2 protein-coding genes are annotated in these 1,019 nt (G+C 28.8%); both read right to left on the bottom strand.

The window, feature by feature from the left end:
* Positions 1–115 precede the first annotated feature (115 nt).
* Positions 116–670, bottom strand: a complete 555-nt coding sequence (locus ACW2QC_RS20220) for a hypothetical protein (protein ID WP_457545725.1) — start codon at positions 668–670, stop codon at positions 116–118.
* Between the two features lie 153 nt (positions 671–823).
* Positions 824–997: a hypothetical protein gene (locus ACW2QC_RS20215; RefSeq protein WP_457545724.1), complete on the bottom strand. Its 174-nt coding sequence runs from the start codon at positions 995–997 to the stop codon at positions 824–826.
* Positions 998–1,019: the final 22 nt, after the last annotated feature.

The following is a 1,019-nucleotide window of genomic DNA, read 5'->3' as shown; positions in this document are numbered from 1 at the left end:
CAAGAATTGCGCCCTATTACAGCATAAGCAATACTGACAATTAGTTATTCGGCAAATACGTCGTGAAACTTACTTTATAATTACTTTGATACTCTTCTGATGTTTAACTGTGTTTTCATTGTTGAGGCACTAAAATATTTTTTTCGCGCCTGGTATGCTCTTGTTCCTTAATTATTAAAGATCCGTTAAAAATCTGTAAGGTTAATTTTGTACAATAATTTTTATGGTCTAAAGTTATGTAATATAGCCATACTTTTATATAATCTTCACTTTGATACTTACTGTCGCTGACTAATTCAAAGTAATATACATTATCATTTTCCTCTTCAAAAAACTCAAATTTATGTGGGGATTCGCTGACAGCATTTTGAATATATATTTCTTTTTCATTCTTATTCTTAAGTTTAAATTGTATTTTCGTTACGTAATTAGAATAAAATAGAGTTTGAAATAAAGGTAAGAAACTCAATTCTCTTTCATGTTTTTGATCTTCATATACCTTTTTATTAAGTTCAACTGACTTTCTACTAGCTTTAGCCGCTTTAAAACTAATTATAATTGAGATTAGTAACAAAATAGGAGATATAATTTCAACTACTAAAGTTATCCAATCAAAGGCATCTCTTTCACCAATAAGTTTCAAAATCTCCAACCATTCTTTTTTGTCCATTTTTATTTACCCTTTATTCATTGTATTTTATAGTATTTAATATCACATTATTTCTACAATCTGGCTCGATTCAGAAGGAGGCGCACTTTTATTAGATTACTGCGCCCGATTCTGGAAAAAACGTCTTTTTCATTCAAATAAAAATTCACTATTTCAATATGAATTATTTTTTACATTTTTAGCCTCATTTATAAAACAAGAAACCAATGAAACTAACAACCCTACAAATGAAATAACAAGTCCAACGACTGTTGGTGAACCGCTTGAAGTTAGTATTAAGGCTATTCCAAATAATGATATTGAAATGCCTAAAAGTGATAAACGCATAATTTTTCTCTCCTATTCTTCC

This window comes from Virgibacillus sp. FSP13 (assembly GCF_054048505.1).
The sequence above is the reverse complement of the archived record's forward strand: the minus strand, read 5'-3'. Positions and strand labels throughout refer to the sequence as shown.

Coding starts and splice junctions, on each gene's coding strand:
- ACW2QC_RS20220 (WP_457545725.1), bottom strand. CDS start 670: ATGGACAAAAAAGAATGGTTGGAGATTTTGAAACTTATTGGTGAAAGA.
- ACW2QC_RS20215 (WP_457545724.1), bottom strand. CDS start 997: ATGCGTTTATCACTTTTAGGCATTTCAATATCATTATTTGGAATAGCC.